Source organism: Serratia sp. TSA_130.1 (assembly GCF_052691795.1).
The window spans coordinates 90,105-114,665 of record NZ_JBQZFS010000005.1 but is presented as its reverse complement, the minus strand read 5'-3'; the positions used below and the strand labels follow the sequence as shown (position 1 = coordinate 114,665).

General features: G+C 60.4%; 25 protein-coding genes and 1 other RNA gene. 18 read left to right on the top strand and 8 right to left on the bottom strand.

The window, feature by feature from the left end; genetic code table 11:
- The first annotated feature begins 36 nt into the window (after positions 1 to 36).
- Positions 37 to 1,272: a serine/threonine transporter SstT gene (sstT, locus tag ACUTQY_RS18010; protein WP_028128305.1), complete on the top strand. Its 1,236-nt coding sequence runs from the start codon at positions 37 to 39 to the stop codon at positions 1,270 to 1,272.
- Positions 1,273 to 1,324: 52 nt separating this feature from the next.
- Here sstT and ACUTQY_RS18005 read toward each other — a convergent pair whose 3' ends face one another.
- Positions 1,325 to 2,812: a UxaA family hydrolase gene (locus ACUTQY_RS18005; protein WP_033644529.1), complete on the bottom strand. Its 1,488-nt coding sequence runs from the start codon at positions 2,810 to 2,812 to the stop codon at positions 1,325 to 1,327.
- 20 nt (positions 2,813 to 2,832) lie between these two features.
- Positions 2,833 to 4,245, bottom strand: a complete 1,413-nt coding sequence (gene uxaC, locus ACUTQY_RS18000) for a glucuronate isomerase (protein WP_046687866.1) — start codon at positions 4,243 to 4,245, stop codon at positions 2,833 to 2,835.
- Between the two features lie 284 nt (positions 4,246 to 4,529).
- On the opposite strand from uxaC, the gene ACUTQY_RS17995 reads away from it, so the two are divergent.
- The 11 genes from ACUTQY_RS17995 (at position 4,530) to ACUTQY_RS17945 (ending at position 12,063) form a co-directional block, all read left to right on the top strand.
- Entirely contained in the window at positions 4,530 to 5,828 is a 1,299-nt protein-coding gene (locus ACUTQY_RS17995) for an MFS transporter (protein ID WP_033651266.1), read from the top strand.
- Between the two features lie 118 nt (positions 5,829 to 5,946).
- A complete protein-coding gene (exuR, locus tag ACUTQY_RS17990; protein WP_033636102.1) occupies positions 5,947 to 6,723 on the top strand; it encodes a transcriptional regulator ExuR in 777 nt (258 codons plus the stop codon).
- A gap of 186 nt (positions 6,724 to 6,909) precedes the next feature.
- Positions 6,910 to 7,356 (top strand): hypothetical protein, encoded by a 447-nt coding sequence (locus ACUTQY_RS17985; RefSeq protein ID WP_033644524.1) that lies wholly within the window; start codon positions 6,910 to 6,912, stop codon positions 7,354 to 7,356.
- Positions 7,357 to 7,492: 136 nt separating this feature from the next.
- The gene (locus ACUTQY_RS17980) at positions 7,493 to 8,173 is read left to right on the top strand and encodes a DedA family protein (RefSeq protein WP_033644523.1); all 681 of its coding nucleotides are present in this window, start codon (positions 7,493 to 7,495) and stop codon (positions 8,171 to 8,173) included.
- A complete protein-coding gene (gene mzrA / locus ACUTQY_RS17975) occupies positions 8,170 to 8,544 on the top strand; it encodes an EnvZ/OmpR regulon moderator MzrA (RefSeq protein ID WP_071845111.1) in 375 nt (124 codons plus the stop codon). The genes ACUTQY_RS17980 and mzrA overlap by 4 nt, the downstream gene beginning before the upstream one ends.
- Before the next feature lie 240 nt (positions 8,545 to 8,784).
- On the top strand, positions 8,785 to 9,156 hold the full coding sequence (locus ACUTQY_RS17970) for a DUF1090 domain-containing protein (protein WP_033644521.1): 372 nt from the start codon (positions 8,785 to 8,787) through the stop codon (positions 9,154 to 9,156).
- Between the two features lie 164 nt (positions 9,157 to 9,320).
- Positions 9,321 to 9,626: a DUF883 family protein gene (locus tag ACUTQY_RS17965; RefSeq protein ID WP_004937125.1), complete on the top strand. Its 306-nt coding sequence runs from the start codon at positions 9,321 to 9,323 to the stop codon at positions 9,624 to 9,626.
- Positions 9,627 to 9,628: 2 nt separating this feature from the next.
- Positions 9,629 to 10,030, top strand: coding sequence for a phage holin family protein (locus ACUTQY_RS17960; RefSeq protein ID WP_015379160.1), 402 nt, complete (start codon positions 9,629 to 9,631; stop codon positions 10,028 to 10,030).
- A complete protein-coding gene (locus ACUTQY_RS17955; protein ID WP_004937121.1) occupies positions 10,027 to 10,314 on the top strand; it encodes a YqjK-like family protein in 288 nt (95 codons plus the stop codon). The genes ACUTQY_RS17960 and ACUTQY_RS17955 overlap by 4 nt, the downstream gene beginning before the upstream one ends.
- 295 nt (positions 10,315 to 10,609) lie before the next feature.
- Entirely contained in the window at positions 10,610 to 11,005 is a 396-nt protein-coding gene (locus tag ACUTQY_RS17950) for a DoxX family protein (protein WP_033644519.1), read from the top strand.
- A 71-nt stretch (positions 11,006 to 11,076) separates the two neighbouring features.
- Positions 11,077 to 12,063 (top strand): glutathione S-transferase family protein, encoded by a 987-nt coding sequence (locus tag ACUTQY_RS17945; RefSeq protein ID WP_033651262.1) that lies wholly within the window; start codon positions 11,077 to 11,079, stop codon positions 12,061 to 12,063.
- 51 nt (positions 12,064 to 12,114) lie between these two features.
- Here ACUTQY_RS17945 and ACUTQY_RS17940 read toward each other — a convergent pair whose 3' ends face one another.
- Positions 12,115 to 13,011, bottom strand: a complete 897-nt coding sequence (locus ACUTQY_RS17940) for a LysR family transcriptional regulator (RefSeq protein WP_025304355.1) — start codon at positions 13,009 to 13,011, stop codon at positions 12,115 to 12,117.
- Positions 13,012 to 13,118: 107 nt separating this feature from the next.
- Here ACUTQY_RS17940 and ACUTQY_RS17935 point away from each other — a divergent pair, with 107 nt between their 5' ends.
- The gene (locus ACUTQY_RS17935) at positions 13,119 to 13,820 is read left to right on the top strand and encodes a pirin family protein (protein ID WP_033651261.1); all 702 of its coding nucleotides are present in this window, start codon (positions 13,119 to 13,121) and stop codon (positions 13,818 to 13,820) included.
- Between the two features lie 57 nt (positions 13,821 to 13,877).
- Here ACUTQY_RS17935 and rnpB read toward each other — a convergent pair.
- Both rnpB and rsmI read right to left on the bottom strand, forming a co-directional pair.
- An RNA gene (gene rnpB / locus ACUTQY_RS17930) (RNase P RNA component class A) lies at positions 13,878 to 14,255 on the bottom strand.
- 41 nt (positions 14,256 to 14,296) lie between these two features.
- Positions 14,297 to 15,160, bottom strand: a complete 864-nt coding sequence (gene rsmI / locus ACUTQY_RS17925) for a 16S rRNA (cytidine(1402)-2'-O)-methyltransferase (RefSeq protein ID WP_004937108.1) — start codon at positions 15,158 to 15,160, stop codon at positions 14,297 to 14,299.
- Positions 15,161 to 15,222: 62 nt separating this feature from the next.
- Between rsmI and ACUTQY_RS17920 the strand changes: the two genes are divergently transcribed.
- From ACUTQY_RS17920 to ACUTQY_RS17900, 5 genes are all read left to right on the top strand, one after another.
- Positions 15,223 to 17,262 carry a penicillin-binding protein activator gene (locus ACUTQY_RS17920; protein ID WP_046687867.1) on the top strand — a complete coding sequence of 680 codons (2,040 nt, stop codon included), beginning with the start codon at positions 15,223 to 15,225 and terminating at the stop codon, positions 17,260 to 17,262.
- Positions 17,259 to 17,612: a YraN family protein gene (locus tag ACUTQY_RS17915; protein WP_089192279.1), complete on the top strand. Its 354-nt coding sequence runs from the start codon at positions 17,259 to 17,261 to the stop codon at positions 17,610 to 17,612. Before ACUTQY_RS17920 ends, ACUTQY_RS17915 begins: the two co-directional genes overlap by 4 nt.
- Before the next feature lie 51 nt (positions 17,613 to 17,663).
- Positions 17,664 to 18,254: a DnaA initiator-associating protein DiaA gene (gene diaA / locus ACUTQY_RS17910; RefSeq protein ID WP_004937103.1), complete on the top strand. Its 591-nt coding sequence runs from the start codon at positions 17,664 to 17,666 to the stop codon at positions 18,252 to 18,254.
- A gap of 9 nt (positions 18,255 to 18,263) precedes the next feature.
- Positions 18,264 to 18,839: a division/outer membrane stress-associated lipid-binding lipoprotein gene (dolP, locus tag ACUTQY_RS17905; RefSeq protein WP_021505102.1), complete on the top strand. Its 576-nt coding sequence runs from the start codon at positions 18,264 to 18,266 to the stop codon at positions 18,837 to 18,839.
- A gap of 116 nt (positions 18,840 to 18,955) precedes the next feature.
- A complete protein-coding gene (locus ACUTQY_RS17900) occupies positions 18,956 to 20,518 on the top strand; it encodes a S10 family peptidase (RefSeq protein WP_046687868.1) in 1,563 nt (520 codons plus the stop codon).
- A 57-nt stretch (positions 20,519 to 20,575) separates the two neighbouring features.
- Here ACUTQY_RS17900 and mtgA read toward each other — a convergent pair whose 3' ends face one another.
- The 3 genes from mtgA to arcB form a co-directional block, all read right to left on the bottom strand.
- Positions 20,576 to 21,307: a monofunctional biosynthetic peptidoglycan transglycosylase gene (mtgA, locus tag ACUTQY_RS17895; RefSeq protein ID WP_046687869.1), complete on the bottom strand. Its 732-nt coding sequence runs from the start codon at positions 21,305 to 21,307 to the stop codon at positions 20,576 to 20,578.
- The gene (gene elbB, locus ACUTQY_RS17890) at positions 21,304 to 21,957 is read right to left on the bottom strand and encodes an isoprenoid biosynthesis glyoxalase ElbB (RefSeq protein ID WP_046687870.1); all 654 of its coding nucleotides are present in this window, start codon (positions 21,955 to 21,957) and stop codon (positions 21,304 to 21,306) included. The genes mtgA and elbB overlap by 4 nt, the downstream gene beginning before the upstream one ends.
- 237 nt (positions 21,958 to 22,194) lie before the next feature.
- Positions 22,195 to 24,534 (bottom strand): aerobic respiration two-component sensor histidine kinase ArcB, encoded by a 2,340-nt coding sequence (gene arcB, locus ACUTQY_RS17885; protein ID WP_033644509.1) that lies wholly within the window; start codon positions 24,532 to 24,534, stop codon positions 22,195 to 22,197.
- Between the last annotated feature and the right edge of the window lie 27 nt (positions 24,535 to 24,561).

Below are 24,561 nucleotides of genomic sequence, written 5' to 3'. Positions count from 1 at the left end.
CCGCGGCGGCCAGATAACATCAGGAAGAGAAGCACTATGCAAAAACTACTACAAAGGATGACTCAGGGCAGCCTGGTTAAACAAATCATGGTCGGCCTGGTGGCCGGCATTCTGGTGGCGCTGGTTTCGCCGGCGGCCGCGGCGGCCGTCGGCCTGCTCGGCACCCTGTTCGTCGGCGCGCTGAAGGCGGTAGCGCCACTGCTGGTGCTGATACTGGTGATGGCCTCGATCGCCAACCATAAACAGGGGCAGAAAACCAACATTCGCCCCATCCTGTTCCTCTACCTGCTGGGCACCTTCGCTGCGGCGCTGGTGGCGGTCGTCGTCAGCTTTATCTTCCCTTCCACGCTGGCGCTGACCACCGGCGCAACCGACATCACCCCGCCAGGCGGCATCGTGGACGTGATGAAGGGCCTGTTGATGAGCGTGGTGGCCAACCCGTTCCATGCGCTGATTAACGCCAACTACATCGGCATTCTGGCGTGGGCCGTCGGGCTGGGGCTGGCGCTGCGCCACGCTTCCGAAACCACCAAGGGGCTGATCAACGACATGTCCCATGCGGTCACGCTGGTGGTGCGCGCGGTGATCCGCTGTGCGCCGCTCGGCATCTTCGGCCTGGTGGCCTCCACGCTGGCGGAAACCGGCTTCGGCGCGCTGTGGGGCTATGCGCAACTGCTGATGGTGTTAATCGGCTGCATGCTGCTGGTAGCGCTGGTGCTCAACCCGCTGATCGTGTACTGGAAGATCCGCCGCAACCCGTATCCGCTGGTGTTCGCCTGCCTGCGCGAGAGCGGCGTGACCGCCTTCTTCACCCGCAGCTCCGCCGCCAACATCCCGGTGAACATGGAGCTGTGCAAAAAGCTGAACCTGAATGAGGACACCTACTCGGTTTCCATCCCGCTGGGCGCCACCATCAACATGGCCGGCGCGGCGATCACCATCACCGTGCTGACGCTGGCGGCGGTAAACACGCTGGGCATCGCGGTGGACGTCCCGACCGCCCTGCTGCTGAGCGTGGTGGCCGCCCTGTGCGCCTGCGGCGCCTCCGGCGTGGCCGGCGGCTCGCTGCTGCTGATCCCGCTGGCGTGCAACATGTTCGGCATTCCGAATGACGTGGCGATGCAGGTGGTGGCGGTCGGCTTTATCATCGGCGTACTGCAGGATTCGGCGGAAACCGCCCTCAACTCCTCCACCGACGTGCTGTTCACCGCCGCCGCCTGCCAGGCGGAAGACCAGCGGCTGGCAAACGAAGACCCGCTGAAGGTGCGTTAATCGCGCGTTGCTTCATAAAAAGGCGCTCCCTCGAGCGCCTTTTTTGTCAGCTTTACAGCGTCACCCCGCTTTTAAAGATCGCCAGCTCGCGAAAGTCGTTGGTTTCATTACGCGCCGGACGCCCGTTGGCAATCTCGACAATCAGATCGATGAAGCGGCTGAGCAGCGTCTCCATCGCCACGCCGTGAACCAGGCTGCCGGCGTCAAAATCGATCCAGTGCGGTTTCTTCGCCGCCAGCTCGCTGTTGGTCGCCAGCTTCACCGTCGGCACAAAGCCGCCGTACGGCGTACCGCGCCCGGTGCTGAACAGCACCATATGACAGCCGGCGCCGGCCAGCGCGCTGGTCGCCACCGCGTCGTTGCCCGGCGCGCTGAGCAGATTCAGCCCCGGCACGCGCAGCCGCTCGCCGTATTTCAGCACGTCCACTACCTGGCTTAGCCCCGCCTTTTGGGTGCAGCCAAGCGACTTCTCCTCCAGCGTGGTGATGCCGCCGGCCTTGTTGCCCGGCGACGGATTCTCATAAATCGGCTGCTGATGGGCGATGAAATAGCGTTTGAAATCGTTGATCATGTCGACGGTTTTGTCGAAGGTTTCTCCATCGCGGCAGCGGCTCATCAGAATGCGCTCGGCGCCGAACATCTCCGGCACTTCGGTCAGCACCGTGGTGCCGCCGTTGGCGATCGCATAGTCGGAAAAGCGCCCCAGCAGCGGGTTGGCGGTAATGCCCGACAGCCCGTCCGAACCGCCGCATTCCAGGCCGAACTTCAGCTCGCTCAGGCGGCCCGGCTCGCGGCGATCGTGGCGCATCTCCCGATACAGCTCGTGCAACAGCGCCAGCCCGGCCTCCACTTCATCGTCCTGCTGTTGGCACACCATAAAGCGCAACCGCCGCTCGTCCCCTATCCCCAGCGTGGCGCGAAAGGCATCCACCTGATTGTTCTCGCACCCCAGCCCGATCACCAGCACCGCGCCGGCGTTGGGATGGCGCGCCATGTTCTGCAGCATGATGCGGGTGTTGGCATGATCCTGCCCCAGCTGCGAGCAGCCGAACGGGTGGCTGAACAGATGCACGCCGTCGATCCCGTCCGCCTGTGTTTGCTGCAAAAAGCGCTGCTGGATCTGGCGAGCGATACCGTTGACGCAGCCGACGGTCGGCACGATCCACAGCTCGTTGCGGATCCCCACTTCGCCGTTGGCCCGGCGGTACAGCTGCACCTCGCGATCCGCCGCCTGCGGCGGCAGCGTCGGGAACTGCGGCTGGTAACGGTAGCTGTCCAGATCGCTCAGGTTGGTTTTGACGTTTTGCGAATGAATATGCTCCCCAGGCGCAATGGCCGCGAGCGCATGGCCGATCGGCTGGCCATATTTGATGATGTCTTCACCCTCGGCGATCGGGCCGAGTGCAAACTTGTGCCCGCGCGCCACCGGCTGCGCCAGTTTGACGACCGCGCCTTCCAGCTCAACGCGCTCTCCGGCAGCCAGATCGCGCAGCGCCACCGCCACGTTATCCTGCTCGTGAATCTTTATCGTACTTTGCATAAACCGGTCCCGGATAACGGCTACGCCAGTTCAATGGCGAAATAGTTTTTGGCGTTGTCGAAACAGATGTTTTTCACCATCTCGCCCAGCAGCGCGATATCCGCCGGCGCTTCGCCGTCCGCCACCCAGCGGCCGAGCATCTGGCAAAGGATGCGGCGGAAGTATTCATGGCGCGTATAAGACAAGAAGCTGCGGCTGTCGGTCAGCATGCCGACGAAGCGGCTCAGCAGCCCGAGCTGGGCCAGCTGCGTCATTTGGCGCTGCATGCCGTCCTTCTGATCGTTGAACCACCAGCCGGAGCCGAACTGCATCTTGCCCGGCGTGCCTTCCCCCTGAAAATTGCCGATCATGGTGCCGATCACTTCGTTATCGCGCGGATTGAGGCAATAGAGAATGGTTTTCGGCAGACCGCCCTGCCGCGCCTGAGCATCCAGCAGCCGCGACAGCGGTTCCGCCAGCGGCCGGTCGTTGATCGAGTCGAAGCCGATATCCGGCCCGACGGCGGCCAACATGCGGCTGTTGTTATTGCGCAGCGCGCCGATGTGATACTGCTGCACCCAGCCGCGACGCCGGTATTCGCCGGCCAAAAACAGCAGCACCGCGCTTTTGAACTGGGCGCTCTGTTCCGGCGTCGGCAGCTCGCCGTTCAGGCGGCGCAGCAGGATCGCATCCAGCGCCGCTTCATCGGCCTCGCCGAACACCACCACGTCCAGCGCATGATCGGCCACCTTGCAGCCGTGGGCGGCAAAGTGATCCATGCGCTTGTACAGGGCGTCGCACAGCGCGCTAAAGCGGCCGATAGCGGTGTCCGCCGCCGCCTCCAACTGCCGCAGATAGTCGTTGAAGCCGGGCGCATCGATGGTGAAAGCCTTGTCCGGCCGCCAGCTCGGCAGCACTTTGATAGCGAAACTGCGATCGTCGGCGATCGCCCGATGATGACGCAGATCGTCGATCGGATCGTCGGTGGTGCCGACCATTTTCACGTTCATTTGCTGCATGATGCCGCGCGCGCGAAACGCATCCTGCGCCAGCAGCGCATTGCCGCGCTGCCAGATTTCATCCGCCGTGGCCGGCGACAACAGCATATCCGTGATGCCGAACGGGCGGCGCAGCTCCAGATGCGTCCAGTGATAGAGCGGGTTGCCGATGGTGTGCGGCACCGTGGCGGCCCAGGCGTCGAATTTCTCGCGATCGCCCGCATCGCCGGTGCATAACCGCTCCGCCACGCCGTTGGTGCGCATCGCCCGCCATTTGTAGTGATCGCCCCGCAGCCAGATATCGTACAGGTTGCTGAAGCGGGTATTCTCCGCGATCTGCTGCGGCGGCAAATGGCAGTGGTAATCGAAAATCGGCTGCTGCGCCGCGTAGTCGTGATACAAGCGCCGGGCAAATTCACTGTCCAGCAGGAAATCTTCGCTTAAAAACGTCGCCATCTCGGGCTCCTTACTTGCCGTGCGGCACGGGGTTCGAATCACAAAAGTTATCACACCAATTTTTGCTAGCGTCCAGCAAATTTTTCCCGATGTCTGCCGTTCATCCTCTCTCTACGCCCTTTTTCGCTCAATTTACCGGCAAAAATGCCCTGTTTCACCGGCCACAGTATCACTCAGGCGAATAATTCCTTTTGTGATATCACTCAACTTTTAAACTTGTATGACAGGTTATTGTCTCGCCAGCCGCATCGACGGCCACACCTTCAAACGGGGAGACACTTCGGATGCGTAAAATTAAAGGGTTACGCTGGTACATGATCGGACTGGTGACCATCGGCACCGTGCTGGGTTATCTGACCCGCAACGCCATCGCCGTGGCGGCGCCGACGCTGGAAGATACGCTGCACATCACCACCCAACAGTATTCCTATATCGTCGCCGCCTACTCCGCGTGCTACACCGTGATGCAACCGGTGGCGGGCTACGTGCTGGACGTGCTGGGCACCAAGGTCGGCTACGCCATGTTCGCCATTCTGTGGGCGCTGTTCTGCATGGGCACCGCGTTGGCCAACAGTTGGGGCGGGCTGGCGTTGGCGCGCGGCGCGGTCGGCATGGCGGAAGCGGCGATGATCCCCGCCGGGCTGAAGGCCAGCAGCGAATGGTTTCCGGCCAAAGAGCGTTCGATCGCCGTCGGCTATTTCAACGTGGGCTCGTCGATCGGCGGCATGATCGCCCCGCCGCTGGTGGTATGGGCCATCGTCGCGCACAGCTGGGAGATGGCGTTCATCATCACCGGCGTGCTGAGCCTGATCTGGGCTATCTGCTGGCTGCTGTTCTACAAACACCCGAAAGATCAGAAGAAACTGAGCCAGGAAGAACGCCGTTACATCCTCGAAGGCCAGGAAGCGCAGCACCAGACCTCTAACGCCAAAAAGATGTCCGCCTGGCAGATCGTGCGCAACCGCCAGTTCTGGGGCATCGCGCTGCCGCGCTTTCTGGCGGAGCCGGCGTGGGGCACCTTCAACGCCTGGATCCCGCTGTTCATGTTCAAGGCCTACGGTTTTAACCTGAAAGAGATCGCCATGTTTGCCTGGATGCCGATGCTGTTCGCCGATCTCGGCTGCATCGTCGGCGGTTATCTGCCGCCGCTGTTCCAGAAGTATTTCAAGGTCAACCTGATCGTCTCGCGCAAGCTGGTGGTGACGATGGGTGCGGTGTTGATGATCGGCCCCGGCATGATCGGCCTGTTCACCAGCCCTTACGCGGCTATCGCGCTGCTGTGCGTCGGCGGCTTCGCCCATCAGGCGCTGTCCGGCGCGTTGATCACCCTCTCTTCCGACGTGTTCGGCCGCAATGAGGTGGCGACCGCCAACGGGCTGACCGGCATGGCGGCCTGGACCGCCAGCACGCTGTTCGCCCTGGTGGTCGGCGCCCTGGCAGACACCCTCGGCTTCAGCCCGCTGTTCGCCGCGCTGTCGGTGTTCGACATTCTCGGCGCCATCGTCATCTGGACGGTGCTGCAAAACCGCCCGGCCGCCGAACCGCAGCCGGCCGCGCTGCAGCCTGCCCCGGCGCGCAGCTGATCCCCCGCCCGGCCGCTGCGCCGGGCCCCTTGCTCCTCTGGCAGCGGTGCCGAATAAGTGGTATAACAAATCCGATGGCCACGCGCCCCTTCCCACCGCACCGTATAGAGCATTCACTATGGAATTCACTGAAACCAGACGCCTGTATCAGCAACTGGCCGCCGAGCTGAAGCAACGCATCGAAAGCGGCCGTTACCCGGTAGGCGACAAGCTGCCGGCCGAGCGATACATCGCCGAAGAGATGAATGTCAGCCGCACCGTGGTGCGCGAGGCGATCATCATGCTGGAAGTGGAAGGCTATGTGGACGTGCGCAAGGGATCCGGGATCCACGTGGTGTCCAACCAGCAAAAGCACCTGGTGGTGCCGGGCGACAGCATCGAGTTCGCCACCGCCGGCCCGTTTGAGCTGCTGCAGGCGCGCCAGCTGATAGAAAGCAACATCGCCGAATTCGCCGCCACCCAGGTGACCAAGCAGGATATCGTGCAACTGATGGAGATCCAGGAGCACGCCCGCAAAGAAGACCGTTTCCGCGACTCGCAGTGGGATCTGAAGTTCCACGTGCAGGTGGCGCTGGCCACCCAGAACACCGCCATGGCCACCATCGTGGAAAAAATGTGGGTACAGCGGGTCAACAACCCTTACTGGAAGAAACTGCACGAGCATATCGACGAACGCTCGATCGCCAGCTGGTGCGACGATCACGATCAGATCCTCAAGGCGCTGATGCGCAAAGATCCTTACGCCGCCAAACTGGCGATGTGGCAGCACCTGGAGAACACCAAGCAGATGCTGTTCAACGCCACCAGCGACGACTTCGAATACAACGCCGACCGCTATCTGTTCGCCGAGAACCCGGTGGTGCATCTGGACGGCGTGAGCCACGAGCCGAAATAGCCACGGCGGTCAAAAACCGTCGGCTTATGTCAGGTAATGTAAAATCCGCTGAATCGATGCCGGAACCGCCGTTTGCCGTGTACTATTTCACCGTCGGCAACGTAGATTTCCCTGTTGCCAATCGTGCTATTTTGGTAGAGTTAGCCCACTTTTTTACCCATTGCTGCGGGGGCGGGACGCGAATAAATGCGCTGGTTGTTTGCCATGCTGATTGCTCTTTTCTGCTGGACCGGTTCGGTCTCCGGCCAACAGCTATGCGTGGCGTCATCCAAGCCCACCCCCAGCGCGCTGAGCAGCCTGCCGCTGCTGGCGGAGCCGGCGCTTTCCCCCTATGATCATGTGTATCGGGCACCGGCCGAAGCGCGCCGCAAAGCGCCCGGCAAGTTGCCGCTGCTGCTGCCCAGAGCGTACTCTTTCCCCGGTTCGCTGCTCGCGTCCTCCCTGCCGGCGCCGGTCTATACCCTGGCCGCAGAGCCGGGCTACCGAATTCGTTTCCCCCGCCAGGACACCCCGGCCCCCAACCGGCTTGCCCAGGTCGACTGGATGCTGGACGCCTCCAGGCAACAAAGTCGGCAGGCCGGCTGGAAAGAAAGCAACATGCAGTACCGTGGCACGCTGACTTACCACCTATGACCGGTGTCGCACCGCTTAGAAACCTTAAAGCAACGCCGTTTCATCGTTATCAGCATTCAGGATCGCCGCGCGCTTTCAGCCCACGCCCGCTCCGCCGCTGAGATAAAAATAAACAATGACGTTTTAGGAACACCGGATGGACATCATTAAAGAACTGATACATGCCTTATGGCAGCAGGATTTTGAGACGCTGGCGAACCCTTCGTTGGTGTGGACCCTCTACATCCTGCTGTTCATGATCCTGTTTTTGGAAAACGGCCTGCTGCCGGCCGCTTTTCTGCCGGGCGACAGCCTGCTGATCCTGGTCGGCGTGCTGATCGCCAAAGGCACCATGGGCTTCCCATTGACCATCGTTATCCTGACCGTCGCCGCCAGCCTGGGGTGCTGGGTCAGTTACATACAGGGCCGATGGCTCGGCAATACGCGAACGGTGCAAGGCTGGCTTTCGCATCTGCCGGCCCACTACCATCAGCGTGCGCATAACCTGTTCCACCGCCACGGCCTTTCCGCCCTGTTGGTCGGCCGCTTCCTGGCCTTCGTGCGCACCCTGCTGCCAACCATCGCCGGCCTGTCCGGCCTGAGCAACGCACGCTTCCAGTTCTTCAACTGGATGAGCGGCCTGCTGTGGGTCTTGATCCTGACGACGCTGGGCTTCGCCCTCGGAAAAACCCCAGTGTTCCGCAAGTATGAAGATCAGCTGATGTTCTGCCTGATGATGTTGCCGCTGGTGTTGCTGGTGGTCGGCCTGGTCGGCTCGCTGATCGTGCTGTGGCGCAAGAAACGCGCCAGCGGCCAGAACCCGGGGAAAGGGGCGTGACAGCAAAGCGCCCGCGCTGGCAATACGTCCTGATGATCGCGCTCGCCCTGCTGGCGCTGGCGACGCTGTTGGTGCCCTGCATGGTGCGCACCGAGAGCGAGCTGCGCATTCGCGCCAGCCAGCAAGGGCTGTCGCTGCCCGACGGTTTTTATGTCTACCAGCGCCTGGATGAGCGCGGTATCCGCATCAAAAGCATCACGCCGGAAGGCGATGGCTTGGTTATCCGTCTGGATTCGCCGGAGCAGCAGTTGCTGGCGCGCGAAGCGCTGCAAACCATCCTGCCTCCCGGTTACCACATCGCGCTGAGCGAATCTCCCGTGCCAACGCATTGGGTGCGCGAATTTGCGCGCTCCCCCCTCAATCTGGGATAATCCCCTTCAAATGAAGGGGATTCCTTTCATTGCCGTTATCTTCATTTTCATTCGCATCATTTAGCTCAAAAAACAATCAGTCGCGCCGAATTTCGGCTGATTCTTTGGGGGCGCGCCGGTTTCATGGCTATGCTGAAGGATAACTTCAGCCGGCGATGAACGCCCTCCTCTCGCGCTGCCGCCTCCGGCAGTCAGGAAAGCGGATGCCTGTTCAGGCATCCCATGAAAAGGAACTGAGAAATGAAATTTCGCCACTCACTGTTACTGCTGCTGCCACTCTGCGCGCTGCCGACGCTGTCCTCGGCCGCTGAGGGCGGCTGCGCCGCCAAAGCGCAAAATATCCAGCAGCAAATCGACTACGCGACTCAGCACGGCAACACCCACCGCGTGGATGGGCTGAAAAAAGCGCTGAGCGAAGTGCAGACCCACTGCACCGAAGCCGGCCTGCAGGCCGAACGCCAGAAAAATATCGCAGAGAAACAGCGCAAGGTGGACGAGCGCCGGGAAGAGCTGAAAGAAGCGCAACAAACCGGCAAGCTGGACAAGGTCGCCAAGAAGCAGCAAAAGCTGGCCGAAGCGCAGGCTGAATTGAAACGCGCCCAGGCGGAATAATTTTTTTACACCAGCGGATTTATCGATGAGAGCCCCATCACACGGGATTTCTTAAGCATATGGAATTGATGTCTGGTGTTATCTGCTGGTCATCACCCCTTTGCTCCGGCGAAAAAATCCGCTATGTTAAAAGTCTGTCGAAATAAACGTTAAGGAATAATCACATGGCACATGATTCAAATGCAGAAAACTTACGCGCTGAACTGAAGTCCTTAGCCGATACGCTGGAGGAAGTGCTGAACTCCTCCACCGACAAGCCGAAAGCCGAGCTGGAGAAGCTGCGATCGAAGGCGGAAGGCGCGCTGAAAGAGACTCGCGCTCGCCTGAGCGACGCCGGTGACAAGCTGGCTTCGCAAACCAAACAGATCGCCGGCCAGGCCGACGACTATGTGCGCGACAACCCGTGGACCGGCATCGGTATCGGCGCGGCGGTCGGCGTGGTGTTGGGCGTGCTGCTCGCGCGTCGTTAATCATGGCTGAACAACCGCAAGTGCGTGCACAGGGCCCCGCTAAAGGGGTCCTGGATATCGGTCAGCGCATCATCACGATCCTGGTCGGCATGGTGGAAACCCGTGTCCGGCTGGCGGTAGTCGAGCTGGAAGAGGAGAAAGCCAACCTCATTCAGCTGCTGATCATGGCCGGCATGACGCTGCTGTTCACCGCCTTCGGTTTGATGAGCCTGCTGATCCTGATCTTCTGGGCCATCGATCCGGTCTATCGGCTGGTGGCGCTGGGCGCGACAACCGGCGTGCTGCTGTTCCTCGCCGTAGTCGGCACCATCTGGACGCTGGTCAAGGCCCGTCGCACCACGCTGCTGGGCGCCACGCGCAAGCAACTGGAGCTCGATCGCGCCGAACTGGAGCGAGAGCCATGAGCCGCCGCCGCTATCTGGAATGGAAAAAAGAGAGGCTGATTCGGCAGATCCAGCAACAGCGTCTGGATCTGGCCGAACACAAGTCTCTGTGGCTCGAAAAGACCGAACGCATCGACCGCGGCTGGCAAACGGTGTTTGGCCTGCGCCGCTATCTGGTGCTCGGTTCCAGCGTCATGGCGCTGTACGGCATCCGCCACCCCAGCAAGATGATCCGCTGGTCGCGTCGCGCTTTCGGCGCCTGGAGCGCTATCCGTCTGTTTAAAAAGACGTTTTCCGCCAAGTAAGCCGCTTGGTCTTTCCTTCAAACCTCCTGTTGCTCTGCCCGCATTTTCTCCCTTGATACAACGCGTCCAACCCCGGGGCCGGGCAACCTGCTGATCGGCGGCATTTTATTAGCACGCTAAAGATTCAGATTTTTTGAAAAATTACGACAGTTTTACTTGCTAACAACCTGAGCACTTCCCGCTTAACATTCACTCCATCAATACGATACGAGCCGGACAGGACGAATGTCCTGATATACCGCTCGTTGACATGGCTTCCGCCGAACAGGCATACAAAAACACTTTGGAGTAGATGATGAAAAAATTAGAAGATACAGGTTTGTTGGTTGCTCGTATTCTGATGCCAATCCTGTTTATCGTGGCAGGCTACGGCAAAATGGGTGACGCCTACGCCGGTACCCAACAGTACATGCAATCGATGGGCGTGCCTGGCTTCTTGCTGCCGCTGACCATCCTGCTGGAATTTGGCGGCGGTCTGGCGATCCTGTTCGGTTTCCTGACCCGCACCGTGGCGCTGTTCACCGCCGGTTTCACCATCCTGACCGCGCTGCTGTTCCACACTGATTTTGCGAACGAAGTAAACCAGCTGATGTTCATGAAAAACCTGACCATCGCCGGCGGCTTCATCGTGTTGGCGGTCGCAGGCCCGGGCGGCTTCAGCATCGACCGTCTTCTGAACAAGAAATGGTAATCTAAACTGTCATTCAGGGCCCGGCATGCCGGGCCTTGTCGTTTTTTAACTCGGACACCAAGGAGATTCCCATGGGACAACTCGTCGATGGCGTTTGGCAAGACATCTGGTATGACACCAAATCTACCGGCGGCCGTTTCAAACGTTCAACCGCTCAGTTTCGCAATTGGGTGACCGCCGACGGTCAGCCGGGCGAACACGGCGTGGGCGGCTTCCAGGCCGAAGCGGGCCGTTATCACCTTTATGTTTCTCTCGCCTGCCCCTGGGCGCATCGCACGCTGCTGATGCGCAAACTGAAAGGGCTGGAGCAGATCATTCCGGTCTCGGTGGTGCACCCGCTGATGCTGGAAAACGGCTGGACCTTCGGCCAGGATTTTCCTGAAACCACCGGCGATCCGCTGTATCACGCCGACTTCCTGTACCAGATCTACCTGCGGGCCGATCCGCACTACAGCGGGCGCGTGACCGTACCGGTGCTGTGGGATAAACAGCGGCAAACCATCGTCAGCAACGAGTCCGCCGACATCATCCGCATGTTCAACAGCGCGTTTGACGGCGTCGGCGCTCGGGCAGGCGACTACTACCCGACCGCGCTGCGCGGCAAGATCGATGAGCTTAACGGTTGGATTTACGATCAAGTGAACAACGGCGTGTACAAGGCCGGTTTTGCCACCAGCCAGGAAGCCTATGACGAAGCGGTCAACGGGGTATTCAACGCGCTGGAACGCCTGGAGCAGATCCTGGGGCAGCATCGTTACCTGACCGGCGATCGGCTGACCGAAGCCGATCTGCGTCTGTGGACCACGCTGGTGCGTTTCGATCCGGTGTACGTCACCCACTTCAAGTGCGACAAACACCGCATCAGCGACTACCTCAATCTGTACGGCTTCCTGCGCGACATCTACCAGATGCCGGGCATCGCCGAGACGGTCAGCCTGCCGCACATTCGCAACCACTACTACCGCAGCCACGCCACCATCAACCCGCACGGCATCATTTCCATCGGGCCGGCGCAGGATCTGGACGAGCCGCACGGCCGCGACCAGCGCTTCGGTTAAGGTGAAAAAAATCCCCTTGCCGCCCGGCAAGGGGATCTCACCCAACCGACGTTAACGCTGCGCGAACAGGCGCGGAATCTCACGCAGGAACCAGGCTTTCGCCTCCCCCATGCTGTCGCGCCGCCAGGCCATGATGATGTCGGCTTCGCGGCTGTATTCCGGCCCGACCACGCGCAGCCGCCCGGCTTCGATATCTTTCTCCACCATCGGGTACGGCATGGTCGCCACCCCCAACCCGGCCAGCAGCGCCAGGCGTTTGTCTTCAATGGTGCTCACCGTCAGGCGCTGTTGCTTGTCCAGCAGCTGTACGGTCAATACCGGGCGCTCACGGGCGGTGTCGGCCACCGCAATGCCGCGGTACTTCACGCGGGTCACTTCGGACAGCGGCTCCGGCTCCAGGTGGATCGGGTGATCCGGCGCGGCGACATAAACGCTCATCACCTTATACAGTTTGCGGGTGTTGATCTCCGACGACGCGCGGAAATGCATGTCCGGCGCGATCACGATGTCGGCTCGCCCCTGCTCCAGCCGCTCCCAGGCGCCCGCCAGCACCTCGGTGAAAATGGACACCTGGGTGTTGGCTTTCAGCGCCAGCTTGTCGACCAGCGGAAACAGCAGGCTCGGTGGCGACAGCGCTTCACTGACGATAGTCAGGTGAGTTTCCCAACCGCGCGCCAACGCTTCGGCGTCGGTAGTCAGCTTATCGGCCGCCTCCAGCAGCACCCGACCACGTTCCAGCAACATGCGCCCCACGTTGGTGAACTTGGTGCGGTGGCCCGAACGGTCGAACAGCACCACGTCCAATTCTTCTTCCAATTTTTGCATGGTGTAGCTGAGTGCCGACGGCACCCGGCCCAATTCGTCGGCGGCCGCGGCGAAGCTGCCGCGCCGGTCGATTGCATCCATCACCCTTAGTGCCTCAAGCGTGAGCGCCCGATCTCTGGCCATCGCATCCCTCTGTCAGGAAATTTGAATATGCCGACCAGATTAACTGGCTAACAATCCGACGTCCAGATGCTTACCATTTGGATAATGAATTTAGAGAGCCGATTGCCATGATTACATGCAGAACAGCACAACAATGCGGGCAAGCTGACTTTGGTTGGCTGCAGGCTCGCTACACCTTTTCCTTTGGTCACTACTTCGATCCCAAACTGATGGGCTACGCGTCGCTGCGGGTGCTGAATCAGGAGGTGCTGGCGCCGGGCGCGTCGTTCCAGCCGCGCACCTATCCCAACGTGGATATCCTGAACCTGATCCTGCAGGGCGAGGCGGAATACCGCGACAGCGACGGCAACACCACGCGGGTTAAAGCCGGCGAAGCGTTGCTGTTGGCCACCCACCCGGGCCTGAGCTACAGCGAGCAGAACGTCAGCAGCGATACGCCGCTCACCCGCCTGCAGCTGTGGCTGGACGCCTGCCCGGAACGCAGCAACGAACGGGTGCAGCGCCTGGCGCTGCCGGCGGCGGGCAGCCTGCTGTTGGCTTCGCCGGACGGCGCGCAGGGCAGCCTGCAGCTGCGTCAACAGGTCTGGATCCATCATCTCGATCTGCAGCCGGGCGAAGAACAAACGCTGACGATTAACGGGCCGCGCGCTTATCTGCAGTCGATACACGGCACCATCGCCGCCACCGGCGAGCGCCACGAGGAACAACGCCTGACCTGCGGCGACGGCGCCTTCGTGCGCGAGGAGAATCGCCTGACGATCCGCGCCGAGACGCCGCTGCGCGCGCTGCTGATTGATCTGCCGGTGTAAGCCGGCCGGAAAACGAAAAACCCCGCGCAACTGACGTTGCGCGGGGTTTTCTTTTGTCGAGGGAGTTGACCGGTAAGCCGGGTTCTGTCGTGGACAGTCATTCCTCTAGGCCAGCAATCGCTCACTGGCTCAAGCAGCCTACCCGGGTTCAGTACGGGCCGTACCATGTGAACCCCTATTTGGCCTTGCTCCGGGTGGAGTTTACCGTGCCACGAACTGTTGCCAGCCGCGCGGTGCGCTCTTACCGCACCCTTTCACCCTTACCTGATCCCGCTTGCGCGGGCCATCGGCGGTTTGCTCTCTGTTGCACTAGTCGTAGGCTTGCGCCTCCCAGGCGTTACCTGGCACCCTGCCCTATGGAGCCCGGACTTTCCTCCCCTCCATCTGTCTCCCCGAAGAGGACGGCAATGAAGCGGCGACTGTCTGGTCAACTCCGGCGCGGATAGTAGCGTCGCGGCGGCGGCAGGTCAACCGCTTTACGGCTGTTGTTGCTCCAGCGCGTGCTTATACAGCGCATTTTTCTTCACGCCGTGGATTTCCGCCGCCAGCGCCGCCGCCTTTTTCAACGGCAACTCTTTTTGCAGCAGCGCCAGCGTGCGCAGCGCCTCAAGCGGCAGCGCATCCTCCTGCGCCTTGTGGCCTTCGACGATCAGCACCATTTCGCCGCGGCGGCGCACTTCATCTTCCTGCACCCACGCCAGCAGCTCACCCACCGGCGCGCCGTGGATGGATTCCCAGGTTTTGGTCAGCTCACGCGCCAGCACGACATAACGCTGCGGGCCCCAAACGGTGACCATGTCCTGCAGACTTTCCAACAGGCGGTGAGTGGATTCGTAGAAAATCAGCGTGCGCGGTTCCTCCGCCAGCGCCATCAGCGTATCCTTGCGCCCCTTGGTTTTCGCCGGCAGAAAACCTTCGTAGCAGAAACGGTCGGAAGCGACGCCCGCGGCGCACAGCGCGGTAGTGGCGGCGCAGGCGCCCGGCAGCGGCACCACGCGAATGCCGGCCTCGCGGCAGCGGCGCACCAGGTGATAGCCGGGATCGTTGATCAGCGGCGTGCCGGCGTCGGAAACCAGCGCGATGCTCTGGCCTTCCTGCAGTTTCGCCAGCAGCTGATCGGCCTTTTGCTGTTCGTTGTGATCGTGCAGCGCGAACAGACGCGCGTTGATCGCGAAGTGTTGCAGCAGCAATCCGGTATGGCGCGTGTCTTCCGCCGCGATCAGATCAACGCTTTTCAGTACCTCTAACGCGCGGTGGGTAATATCGCCCAGATTGCCGATTGGGGTGGGCACCACATACAGCGTTGATGCAGAAATGACTGATTGTTGGTGTTGATTCATTGTTTCATCCGGGTTGCCGATTTAATATTGAGCATCTTGAAAAAAACATCACTGGATACAGTATGCTTTCCTCAACATTCGTTCGTACCAAAGCAGGGCGTTCCAAGCCTGTCCGACTTACCGCAGTCATCGCGGCCGCCCTTTTCCTGGCAGGCTGTCCGAGTCGGGCCCCGCAAACGCCGCCCGCCAATATACAGGACGAAGCGAGCGCCAGCTCCGATTACTACCTGCAGCAGTTGCAGCAAAGCAGCGATGATAACAAGGCTGACTGGCAATTACTTGCTATTCGCGCCTTGCTGCGTGAAGGAAAACTGCCGCAGGCCGGCGACCAGTTGAATCAGCTGCCGAAAAACCTCAGCGGCGCACAGCAGACCGAACGCCAGTTGCTGACCGCCGAACTGCAGATCGCCAACAAGAGCTACGTCAGCGCCCGCAGTACGCTGGGCCACCTGGACAGCGGTACGCTGTCGCCGAATCAGAAGGTGCGTTACTACCAGGCGCAGATCGCCGCCAACCAGGGCAAAGCATCGCTGCCGCTGATCCGCGCCTATATCGCTCAGGAGCCGTTGCTGACCGGCAAGGCGCACCAGGACAATCTGGATCAAACCTGGCAGGCCCTGCTGCAGCTGACGCCGCAGGAGATGAACAGCCTGGTGATCAACGCCGACGAGAACGTGCTGCAAGGCTGGCTGGATCTGCTGCGCGTCTATCAGGACAACAAGCAGGATCCCGATCTGCTGAAGGCCGGCATCAAAGACTGGCAGAACCGTTATCCGAAGAACCCGGCGGCCAAAACGCTGCCGGCTCGCCTGAATCAGGTGCTGAACTTCACCCAGGCCTCCACCTCGAAAATCGCCCTGCTGCTGCCGTTGAACGGCCAGGCGAAAGTGTTCGCCGACGCCATCCAGCAAGGGTTCGAAGCGGCGAAAAACGGCGGTTCCCTGCCGGCGCCGCAGCCTCAAGCCGCGCAACCGGTCGGCGCGCCGGCCCAAACGGCGCCGGCCGATCAGGCCGCTGCCGGTGACATCAACGCCAACGGCGCGGTCAGCCCTTCGGCGCAAGAGAGCCAGCCGGCCGTGACCGCCGCGCAACCCGCTACGCCGTCCAGCGCGCCGATAACGCCGCTGCAGGCCGCTAATGCGCAGGTCAAAGTGTACGACACCACCAGCCAGCCGCTGGCCGCCTTGCTGAGCCAGGCGCAGCAGGATGGCGCCACTCTGGTGGTCGGGCCGCTGCTGAAAGAGAACGTCGATCAGCTGTCCGCCAGCACCACCACGCTGAACGTGCTGGCGCTCAACCAGCCCGAAACGCCGAAGGACAATCTGAACATCTGTTACTTCGCCCTGTCGCCGGAAGATGAAGCGCGCGACGCCGCCCGCCACATCTGGGAACAACAGAAGCGTCAACCGCTGCTGCTGGTGCCGCGCGGCGCCTTCGGCGATCGCGTCGCCAAGGCCTTTAACCAGGAATGGCAGAAGCAAGGTGGACAAACCGTGCTGCGTCAGGACATCGGCTCCGCCGGTGAACTGCGCCAGATGGTGAACAGCGGCGGCATCCGCATGACCGGCACGCCGATGTCGAGCGCCCCGGCGCCGCAGAGCGTGACCATCGCCGGGCTGACCATTCCGGCGCCGCCGAGCGACGTGCCCGCCGCTACCGGCGGCAGCGTCGACGCGGTGTATATCGTCGCTACCCAGTCCCAACTGACGCTGATCAAACCGATGATCGACATGGCCACCAGCTCGCGCGGCAAACCGGCGATGTACGCCAGCTCGCGCAGCTACCAGGCCGGCGCCGGCCCGGACTTCCGTCTGGAAATGGAAGGTCTGCAGTTCAGCGATATTCCTCTGCTGGCGGGCTCAAACCCTCAGCTGTTGCAGCAGGCCAGCGCACGTTTCCGCAACGATTACTCGCTGGTGCGCCTGTATGCGATGGGGATGGATGCCTGGACATTGGCCAACCACTTTGCTGAAATGCGCCAGCTGCCGGGCTTCCAGGTTTCCGGCACCACCGGCACGCTGAGCGCGTCGCCGAACTGCGTGATCAACCGCAAGCTGCCTTGGCTGCAATATCGTCAGGGTACGGTCGTGCCGGTCTCTTGAACCCACGCGCCGCCGGGGCGGGCTATGAGTTACTGGCCCGCCGTCATCTGGAACGCGCCGGGCTCACCTTCTGCGCCGCCAACGTTGCGGTGCGCGGCGGCGAGCTCGACCTCATCATGCGCGACGGCGCCACCTGGGTGTTCGTCGAAGTGCGCTACCGCCGCAACGACGCCTTCGGCGGCGCGGCCGCCAGCGTTACCTCTCGCAAACAACAGCGGTTGCTGCACGCCGCCGCCGTCTGGCTGGCGGGGCGCGGCGCCAGTTTTGACACATCATCTTGCCGTTTTGATGTTTTGGCCATTACCGGTAGCCAGTTAGAATGGATACCCAACGCCTTCAATGCGGATTAATTGGGGTTTTGCGGCGCAGACCGGCCCTTTGACTTAGTGGATTAATACAACGTGCTGGATAGAATTAAAGTCTGTTTTACCGAAAGCATCCAAACCCAGATCGCGGCGGCGGAAGCGTTACCTGACGCCATTTCCCGCGCTGCGATGACGCTGGTTCAATCCTTACTCAACGGCAACAAAATCCTGTGCTGCGGCAACGGCACTTCGGCCGCCAACGCACAGCACTTCGCCGCCAGCATGATCAACCGTTTTGAAACCGAGCGCCCCAGCCTGCCTGCCATCGCGCTCAACGCCGACAACGTGGTGCTGACCGCGATCAGCAACGATCGCCTGCACGACGAAGTGTACGCCAAGCAGGTGCGCGCGCTCGGGCACACCGGCGACGTGCTGCTGGCGATTTCCACCCGCGGCAACAGCCGTGATATTGTGAAAGCGGTCGAGGCGGCCGTCACGCGCGATATGACCATCGTCGCGCTCACCGGCTACGACGGCGGCGAGCTGGCCGGATTGCTCGGCCAGCAGGATGTCGAGATCCGCATCCCGTCGCACCGCAGCTCGCGCATTCAGGAAATGCATATGCTGACCGTAAACTGCCTGTGCGACCTGATAGACAATACGTTATTCCCCCACCAGGACGATTAAGGAACTGAGATGAAGCTAAAAGCCACATTTGCAGTGCTGTCCAGCGCCCTGCTGTTGCAAGGCTGTATCGCCGGCGTCGTCGTCGGCAGTGCGGCCGTCGCCACCAAAACCGCCACCGACCCGCGCAGCGTAGGGACCCAGGTGGATGACGGCACGCTGGAAGCCAGGGTAGAAAGCGCCCTGAGCAAAGACCAGCAGTTGAAGAAAGAGGCCCGGGTGGTCGCCACCGCCTATCAGGGCAAGGTGCTGTTGACCGGCCAGTCGCCTAACGCCGATCTCACCGCGCGCGCCAAGCAGATCGCCATGGGCGTGGAAGGCACGACCGAAGTGTATAACGAAATTCGCCAGGGCACGCCGGTCAGCCTGAGCACCGCGTCCTCCGACACCTGGATCACCACCAAGGTGCGTTCGCAGCTGTTGACCAGCGATACGGTGAAATCGTCCAACGTGAAAGTCACCACCGAAAACGGCGAAGTGTTCTTGCTGGGCCTGGTCACACAGCAGGAAGGGCAGTCGGCGGCGCAGATCGCCAGCCAGGTCAGCGGCGTGAAGCACGTCACCACCGCCTTTACCTATGTGAAATGATCCTTCAGGCAAGGGGGCTTCCCCTTGCCGCTTTTCTGTACGCTTCCCGCTGTTTTACTCTGGTTTAATGAGCCGCGTTTAAAGTAATCTCTCACTTCATTACGGATAAAATTCAAATGGACAGAATTTTAATCGGTTTTCTCACTGCCGTTTCTTTATTCACCGCCGGAGTTTCCGCCGCCAATCCCACTCAGGATACACCCCGCGCCGAACATGCCCCGCCCCCGATGACCGGTCAAACCGTTGCTACTGAAGGCGCGATCACGGTCGACCAGGTAAAAATCAATTATCAGGCGCAAACCGGGGTGCTGGAATTGAGCAGAGATGATCCGGAAGATCCCGTGACCGGCATGTTCTATGTTGCGTATTTCAAAAAGAATGAGAATAAGAACGAGAGCAGGCCGATTACCTTTATCTACAACGGCGGGCCGGGCTCCGCCTCGCTGTGGCTGCATATGGGGGCGCTGGGGCCTAAACGGGTTATCGCTACTCAGCCAGAGAAAACACAGCTGGCGCCTTACCAACTCACCGATAACCAATACAGTCTGCTCAACGTCAGCGATCTGGTGTTTATCGATGCCCCCGGAACGGGTTACAGCCGCTTTTCCAGCAGTGCCGCCAGCCAGCCGGAGAGAGCGCAGCAAAAAGCACAGAGTGCCAGCAACGTCTATGGCGTCAACGGCGATGCTCAGGCTTTTTCTCAATTTATCGTTCAGTTTTTAACGCATTACCAACGCTGGAACTCACCTAAATATTTATTGGGTGAAAGCTACGGCACTACCCGCTCGGTGGTATTGGCCGAGACGCTAAAAAATCAGAATATCGATCTTAACGGTATTATCCTGATGTCGCAGTTTCTGAACTACGACAATAACGTCGACGATCCCAATCAAAACCCTGGCGTCGATCAACCTTACTATCTGGCGCTCCCAACCTACGCAGCCAGCGCATGGTACCACCAGCGGCTGCCGGGCAAACACCAGAGCCTGAAAACCCTGTTAGACCAGGCCGAGCAGTTTGCGCTGGGGACTTATGCCCCAGCCTTGCTGCAAGGTGCCAATCTGCCTGAAAAAGATCGCCAAACGCTCGCCGAGCAGCTTTACCAATTTACCGGCATTCCGGCCGATTATTGGCTCAAGGCCAATTTGCGCCTGAGTGGACCGGTCTTCGCCAAGCAACTGTTGCGCAGCCAAGACGAGACCATTGGCAGAATCGATACCCGCTATCGTGGGCCGTCGCTGGATAATATCGCTGAAACGTCCAACTACGATCCCAACGTCAGTGCAATTACTTCCGCCTACGTCGCGCAATTCCACGATTATCTTGGCAAAACGCTGCATTTTAGCGCCGACCAAAACTATCGCGCATTTTCCAATGAGGTCTATGACTGGAACATGTCCAGCAACAGCCGGGACAGATCATTTAACGTGTTGCCGAACCTGTCGCGAGTGATGAAAATGACTCCGACAATGAGAGTGATGGTGATTGGCGGGGTTTACGACCTGGCCACCCCTTACTTCGTCGCCAAATATGAGATGAGCCATCTGCCCGTGTCGCCCAAATTACGCGACAATATCCGTTTCTATTGGTATGACACCGGGCATATGCCGTACGTGGATGAACTATCGCTTAAAAAGATGCACGCGGATTTAACTGCATTTATCAGCGAAAAGCCCTGATGCGGCATTAGCCACCGAAGAGAGGGATACCTTGCCCGAAAGCAGGGTATCGCTTGGTTAATCCAGCTTGTTCTCTTTCAGGAAACCTTCCCCACCCAACTGGCGCATCTGGCGCATAATCCACTGTTGACGCTGCACCACATAACCGGACGGCGCATCGGCCCTGAAGCGGTGCGGATTCGGCAATACCGCCGCCAGCAGCGCCGCTTCGGCCGCGGTCAGGCGCTTGGCCGGCTTATGGAAAAAGCGCTGTGAAGCCTCTTCCACGCCGAACACCCCGTCGCCGAACTCCACGATGTTCAGATACGCCGTCAGAATACGCCGCTTGGTCCACACCAGCTCGATGCCCGACGTCAGCCCGGCCTCCAACCCTTTGCGCAGCCAGCTGCGGCCATCCCAAAGAAACAGGTTCTTGGCGGTCTGCTGCGACAGCGTGGACGCGCCGCGAATGCGCGTCGGGCGCTTCTCGTTGTGACTGAGCGCCTTTTCAATGGCCGCCACATCGAAGCCCCAATGGTCTGGAAACTTCTGATCTTCCGCCGCCATCACCGCCAGCGCCATCTGCGGCGAAATGTCGTCCATCGACACCCAGTCCGAATGAGCGACGTAGCCGAAGTCGCCGCTCAGCCAGGCGCTGATCTGCCGCTCCACCATCACGGCGGAAAACGGCACCGGCAGGAAGGCGAAGGCCACAATGCCCAACACCCACAGGCCGATAATCGCGATGACGCCGCGTTTCAGCCAATACCACGGACGCAGCCGCCGCCATCCGCCGACCGATTTGCTCATTCAGCCAGTTCCAGCACCCGCACCACCAGTTTATCGATGCCGACGGCCGCCTGCGCGATCGACGGCGCCAGCATATAGGCTGGCGTGGTCACGATCTTGTGCTCGCTGTCCACCACGATGTCGTCCACCGGGCAAATCACCGGCTCGCCGCCCATGGCGTCAATCACTTCTCCCAGGTCGGGATCGTTGCCAATGGTCAGCCGCGCTTGTTGATCGAGCAGCTTCGGCAACAGCGCCGGTGCGATGCACATCAGGCCAATTGGTTTGTTGGCCTTATGCATCTCGCGCGTCAGACGCGCCAACGCTTCATCGACCCAACATTCCGCGCCGGCCTCGGCGAAATTGCTGAGATTCTTGGCGGCGCCAAAGCCGCCGGGCACAATCAGCGCATCCAGCTGCGCGGCCTCCGCCAGCGCCAACGGCTGCACTGCGCCGCGGGCAATGCGCGCCGATTCAATCAGGACGTTGCGCGATTCCGCCATCTCCTCACCAGATAAGTGATTAATAACATGGCGTTGCGGTTTATCAGGCGCAAAACACACCGCCTGCGCGCCGGCACGGTCCAGCGCCAGCAGCGTCAGCACCGCTTCGTGGATCTCCGTACCGTCATAAACGCCGCTGCCGCTGAGGACTACACCCACCTTTTTCATCACTCTTCCTCCTGTCGCTGCTGTCAACTGGTTCGTGCTCGGAGTTGACAAACACTAATCTACATCACACATTTTAATGAATCTTCTAACAAGAGCGCTTACATTTGCTATGTTGTTGGCTGTATGATGTTTAGGAATTCGCTACAACCTGCTCGACCAGAACACTGAAACCAATACGCAGGTTCACAATTTCCCTGGTGTTGGCGCAATATTCGCGCACCCCGGCTCACGTCGGGGTCATTTTTTTTCAGCGTTCTCTACCCAAGCCCGCAGTACCTGCACGTCGTTGCGCCACTCTTGCTTCAGCTCATCTACCCAGTCCTGCACGTTATCCCACCAGGCCGGCAGCGTCGGCGTTTGAATCTGTTGCGCCAACTGCTGCAGGTGACGCAGGCCGACCGAACCGGCGGCGCCCTTGATCTTGTGCCCTTCCTCGGTGATGCCTTTCTGATCGCGCGCCGTCATATTGGAATCCAGCACCGCCAGATAACCCGGCATCATCTGTTCGAACATCTCCAGACTTTGATGGATCAACTGCGGGCCAACCAGGTCCATGTACTGCTCCAGCATCGCGGTATCGAGTAACGACTCATTAATCTGCATCGCCTTGTGCTCCGTTTTCTTAGAAGTGTGAGAAGGTTGATGATCCCAATAGTGTTTGATGACCTTGGTCAGCGCCGGCACCGACAGCGGCTTGCTCAGCACATCGTCCATGCCCGCCTCGAGATACTCTTTTTTGTCTTTCAGCACGTTGGCGGTCAGGGCCACCAACGGCGGCAGCGCCTGTCCGGCGTAACGCTCGCGCAGCGCCCGGGCGATATCCAACCCGGTCATGTCCGGCAGTTGGATGTCCAGCAGCACCAGATCGAACTCGTCCGGATCGAACATCGCCAGCGCGTCGTGGCCGTTCATCGCCACCTCGACGCTGTTGCCCAGCTTCTCCAGCACCGAGCGCGCCACGATCACGTTCAGTTCGATATCTTCCACCAGCAGGATGTGCAGCGCCGGCAACGGCAGCTCCTCTTCCTCCGGCGCCGCGCTGACGGCTTCCTGCACCGCCGGCGCCTTGATGGTCAAAGTGAAGCAAGAACCGTGCCCTTGTTCGCTGCGCACGGTAATGTCGCCGCCCATGCTCTGCGCCAGCCGTTTGGAGACCGCCAGCCCGATGCCGGTGCCGGTGGCCGGACGGCCGCCGCGCTGATCTTTCACCTGATAATACATGGCGAAGATCTTGTCCTGCTCGTCCTGCGGGATGCCCATGCCCGAGTCTTCCACTTCGAACACCAGCTTCTCCTGCGCCTCGCGCCGCACGCGCACCACAATTTGCCCCTGCTGGGTAAATTTCACCGCGTTGCCGATCAGGTTCCACAAGATCTGCCGCAGGCGCGTGCCGTCGGTCACGATCTGCTGCGGCAGCGGCGTCTGCGGCTCCATGATGAACTGCAGCCCTTTCGGCTGCGCCAGCAGGCCCGAGAGATTCTCCAGATCCGCCAGGAAACCGGTGAAGTCCACCGGCTGGTTGTCGAGCTGCACCTTGCGCCGCTCGAGCTTGTCCATTTCGATAATGTCGTTGAAGATATTGCCGAGGGTGATGGCGCTGACGTGAATGGTCTTCAGGTATTTCAGTTGCTCGTCGTTCAGCTCGGTATCAAGCAAAATGCGGCTCAGGCCGACGATGCCGTTAAGCGGCGTACGCAGCTCGTGGCTGATCGTGGAGATAAAGGTGGTCTTCTCCCTGCTGGCGTTCTCCAGCGCGTCCTGGTAGCGCTTACGCTCGGTAATATCGCGGCCGAAGCCCATCAGCCCGTGGCGTTTGCCCACCCGGTCGTAAAACGGGACCTTGCGCAGCTCGAAACAGGCCTTGCGGCCGTCGGGATACACCAGCCACTGTTCGTAGGTCAGCGAAACGTTGTGGCGGAACACCTTCTCGTCGGTCTCAATGACCTTTTCGGCGATCTCCTGGCCGTAGACGTCGAACGGCGTCAGGCCGATCAGCTGTTTCTCGCTTTTGCCGGTCAGCAGTTCCATCGCGCGGTTACAGCCGGAAAACTCTTTATCTTCGTTGCGGTAGTAGACCAAATCCGGCGAGGCATCGAGGAAGGAACGCAGCAGCGCCGATTGCTGGCCCAGCTCAATCTGCGCCTGCTCGCGCTGCTCCATCTCTTCCGTCAGCTTTTCCATCACCTGCAGGCGCTCTTCTTCCGCTTTGATACGGTCGGCGATCTCCTGATTCAGCTGGCTGATATTGTCTTTGAGCTGCTGATTAAGCTCCAGATCGCGGTGGCGCATCTCTTCCAGCTTGTCCACCAGCCGCGCCAGCCGTTGGCGCGACTCTTCCAGCTGTTCCACTACCACCGAGAGAAAGTAGACCGCCCACGGGGTGATCAACAGACCGAAGAAGATTGAACGCACCACGTCGATGCTTTCCACTTCGCCGCGCAGCAGCATGGTCACCGCCATCTGCACCACCATCGCCAGCACCACCAGCGCCGAGGCCAGCAGCAGCGAGAAGCGCACCAACCCCAGTTTCACCATTAAATCAACGTAGTACTGGGCCAACACCCGGATTTGCTTCATAGCGGCTCCCATCAGACACAATCTTTT